Origin of the sequence: Rhizocola hellebori (assembly GCF_016862955.1) — a bacterium.
GTDB lineage: Bacteria > Actinomycetota > Actinomycetes > Mycobacteriales > Micromonosporaceae > Rhizocola > Rhizocola hellebori.
This window is the reverse complement of sequence record NZ_BONY01000174.1, coordinates 1-3,755: the sequence shown is the minus strand read 5'-3', so window position 1 is coordinate 3,755 and position 3,755 is coordinate 1. Positions and strand designations below refer to the sequence as shown.

The following is a 3,755-nucleotide window of genomic DNA, read 5'->3' as shown; positions in this document are numbered from 1 at the left end:
TGTCAACGGTCTTTGAGATCTCCGGGTGGTGTGGGGCTCGGGGAGATGCTGGACATCATGGCTTCGGGTCATGGTTGACAGCTTCGGCAGATCGTTGACAGCGCCGGGACATTCGTTGTTTTGATCATTTCTTTTGGCGCACGATTGCCTTGAACCGTATGGGCTGGCTAGGGTTCTTGCGTGGCACGAGCTTGAGTTCGACCTCGTTGTGCAGGATCCGGAAGTGGGTGTCCTCGATGATGATCGTGACGGTCTTGCCGGCGTGACTGGGGCTGAGATGGATCCTCTGACGGGCGATCATCATCTCGCCGTTGGCTGGGACGCGTCGCTCGGCGCGTGGCGGCTGGGCTGGTGCGGGCGGTAGCGGTTGCGTGGAGATGCGGGCGCCAGACAGCTTGGCCCGCCTGTCGGGCGGGATGGGAGCGGGCATGGTCGCAGCGAGTAGGCCGCCGCAGATGACGTGCATGAGGTAGCCGTCCAGGCGCAGGGTGACCTGTTTGCCGATCAGGTTCGATGGGGCCTGGATATTGTGGCCGCCTAGGGCGAAGCGGCCTTCGCGGTTGACCGTGCGGTCGACCTCGACCACGGTGGTCGGCGGTGGTGGCAGGGCGGGCATCGCTGACGGGCCAGGTTCCGGGCCAGCCAGCCGGGCGCCCTTGAGGTGCAGTCCGAGTAGATCGGTGGCAGACAGGCGGGAGCCGCGGGTGCGTACGAGGTGCCCGTCGAGGCAGACGTGGATGCTGCGTTCATCGGCCCACAAGGTGACGGTGCGCCCGGCATAGGCCTGGCCGAGTTTGATGCCGCAGTTGCTGGGAAGGCTCAACCTGCCGCCCGGCGGAACGATCGCTTCCCACTCGATCGCGCGAATGTCCATTTCGGACAGTACTGTTTTGGCGTTGGGCGTTACCAGTTCTTGAGGGATCTTTGGAGGTAGTCCTATCGGGTTGACCTGAACCGGGATCGCCGGATTTGGTGCTGCTGCGGGGCTGGGACGAAACATTGATACTGGTGTGGCCATCTTCAGTGATTGATGTGGTCGCTGGTGATTGTAGGCGTGTACCCACGCGTCGATTGCGGCCTGCGCGGTGGCGTGGTCGGCGAATGCGCCGACCCGGTCGAGGAGCTCTTGGCGCAGGGTTTTGTGCCATCGTTCGATCTTCCCGGTCGTGGTCGGCGAACGCGGTTTGGTTAGCCGGGTAGTGATGCCGTTCTCGCGGCAGATCCGCTCGAACATCACCTCGGCCGGCATCGGCTTGGTAAACCGGCCGGTGAACTGCTTTCCGTTGAGTTCCCAACGGTTGTCAAGTCGTGGGGGGCGGTTCAGGCTGATGGGAGGACGGGCGTGGTCTTGGAGCGGTGACGACTTCTGGTTTGACCCGCTGGTCCGCTGATTCGCTGGGCGCTGCGGGCTTTGCTGATTGTTCGGCGGGCGTCACGGATTTCGGCGGGGATTTGGTATCGCTGGGTGACGATGGCGCGGCCCTGTTCGCGGCTGATCGGCTGTCCGTCTAGGTCGCGCAGTTGGTAGGCGGTGCCGCTGCGCATACAGGCGACGATCCGGGTGAGCAGGACCGTGGCGATGGTGCACAATGCGGAGCTGTGGTGCCGTCCGGTTTGGCACATCAGTCGCTGGTAGCGGGCGGCTAGTTGCGGATCGGTTTTGCGGGCGGCATCGGCGGCGCTAAATAGTGCCTGCCGAAGGCAGGCGTCGCCTTGTTTGGTGGGGCCGCCGGCGCTGTCGGATAGGCCGGAGCTGTTCTTGCGGGGTATCAGCCCCGAGAACGAACGTGCCGCGGCCAGGCTGGTGAACCGGCTGGGATCGCCTATGCGGCCACGGATCTGGGCTGCCAGAATCTTCCCGACGCCGGGCGCGGACATGACGATCTGCTGCGGGTCAGCTTCGCAGTACATATCGAAGATGCGGTCGTCAAGGTCGGCGATCTGCTGCGACAGTTGCAGCGCAAGGGTTGCCTCCACGGCGATGTCGGCGGCAAGGGCCTCATAGTCCAGTCCAGCTGGACCCCACAGCGCCAACGTGGCTTCCGCCGCGCCAACTACTGCCTCGGCGTGTTGCTCACCCCATTGCTTACGCGTCTCCTTCTGGAACCAGCGTGCCAGCCGGGCCCGCCCGATGCGGCGCACCTGGTGAGGGTTAGCCCACCGGGTCAGAAACTTGAACGCTGTCTGGGTCATTGATGACCCCAGCGCGTCCACCCACGCCGGGCCGAGGATCTCCAGCAGGGCATCGAGTCGCTGCATGCAGGTCGTGCGGCGATGCACCAAACCGACACGGATCTTCACCGCACGCTTGAGCGGGTCGCCTGGGCCAATGCCGGTCTCTGGATGCAACCCATCCGGGTGCAGCAGCGGCAAGCGGGCCAGCAATTGTGCATCCAAACGATCAGTCTTGGTGTGCTTGGCGTAATAGGCACGCAGATCAGCGGACTGCTCGGGCGGGACCATGACCACGGTCGCGCCCTGCCGGCGAAACCACGCCGCAAGCGGCACCCATGCGTTACGCGTCGGCTCCATCACCACCACGATCTCGGCCCCGTCGGGCAGACGCGCCCAAAGCGTTTCCAGGTCCTCGACATCGGTGCGGAACCGATACCCAGACCACAGCATCCTGCCGGTCTCGTCAGCGCATGCAGCCTGATGCGCTGCCCGGCAAGCGATATCGACTCCTAAATGGACTCTCATTGGCGTCCTCACTTGTCATCAGTGGACCAACTATGGCGGTCACGACGGCAAGGGCGAGCACCAGACATTCACTATCAGAGATCACCGCGGCCCACAGGTCAGCGGCGTCACCAGGTTCCCAATAGGGTCCTTCCCTTACCGGCGTGAGCCCTGCCCAATGCCGCAATCAACAGGCAAGGAGTCCATGCCATCCAGGCACGGCTCCGATCGGTCAGCAGCAGCATCAGACAGGCGCCGGACTCGAAAGAAATCTACGCGACTGGCCGCGCCACGAAGAACGATCGAGACCGACTCAGGATGAATGTCGGTAAGAACCTCTGACGGAACCCCATAGCGGGAAAGGGCTTCGGTGAACGCCTGGCACACCGTTCGCGCGGATGGCTGCGACACGACGGCCGCCATGACCACGTAGCGGGAGTGGTCGTCGATGCCGGTGACCAGCTTGCATTCCCGGCCGCCGGACAGGAAGACGCCGCCCATGATATCGATCTGCCACAGCTGCATTGGCGCGTCGCGCTGCCAGCGCCGGTAGCGGCGCTTGTGCTGCTGAAGCTCTGCGCGGATCAGACCGTTGCGGACCAGCACCCGATAGACCGCGCTACGGCCGGGTGCACCTGGCACACCGCGGTCTTGTAGCTCGTGGCTGATACGTCGAGGACCCCACGCTGGGAACTGCCGCCGCAACTCACAGATCATTGCCTCCACCGCGGCGGGAAGCCGGTTCGGCGAGGTATGCGGCCGACGCGAGCGGTCCCGTAGCCCAGTGAGCCCTTCATCTTCATAGCGGCGAAGCCACGAGTACAACGACTGCCGCGACGCGCCCGCCGCCCGAGCAGCAACCGCTACCGGCGCCCCGTCAAGAACCTGCATCACTGCCCGATAACGGTGCTCCACAAGCCAATCCGATGAGCCTTCACCACCGTCGACAGCATCCACGAACGAACAAACGACCGATCATGTCGCCGATGTCTCGATGCCGTCCAAGATGTCGTGAATCCGTCAACAATGAACGGAAGCCATGATGTCCAACATGTCCTGGAGCCTCACACTGACAA

At 63.8% G+C, this 3,755-nt stretch carries 1 protein-coding gene and 2 pseudogenes; all 3 read right to left on the bottom strand.

Going from position 1 to position 3,755, the window contains the following annotated elements; genetic code table 11:
- Positions 1–999: 999 nt before the first annotated feature.
- A pseudogene (locus tag Rhe02_RS50430) lies at positions 1,000–1,285 on the bottom strand (integrase core domain-containing protein); the annotation flags it as partial.
- Positions 1,286–1,320: 35 nt separating this feature from the next.
- Positions 1,321–2,700 (bottom strand): IS110 family RNA-guided transposase, encoded by a 1,380-nt coding sequence (locus Rhe02_RS49280; RefSeq protein WP_203915526.1) that lies wholly within the window; start codon positions 2,698–2,700, stop codon positions 1,321–1,323.
- A 198-nt stretch (positions 2,701–2,898) separates the two neighbouring features.
- Positions 2,899–3,636: pseudogene (locus Rhe02_RS49275) on the bottom strand (helix-turn-helix domain-containing protein); the annotation flags it as partial.
- Between the last annotated feature and the right edge of the window lie 119 nt (positions 3,637–3,755).

Excerpts from the sequence above, each read along its gene's own strand:
- Rhe02_RS49280 (WP_203915526.1), bottom strand. The coding sequence starts at position 2,700 with ATGAGAGTCCATTTAGGAGTCGATATCGCTTGCCGGGCAGCGCATCAG.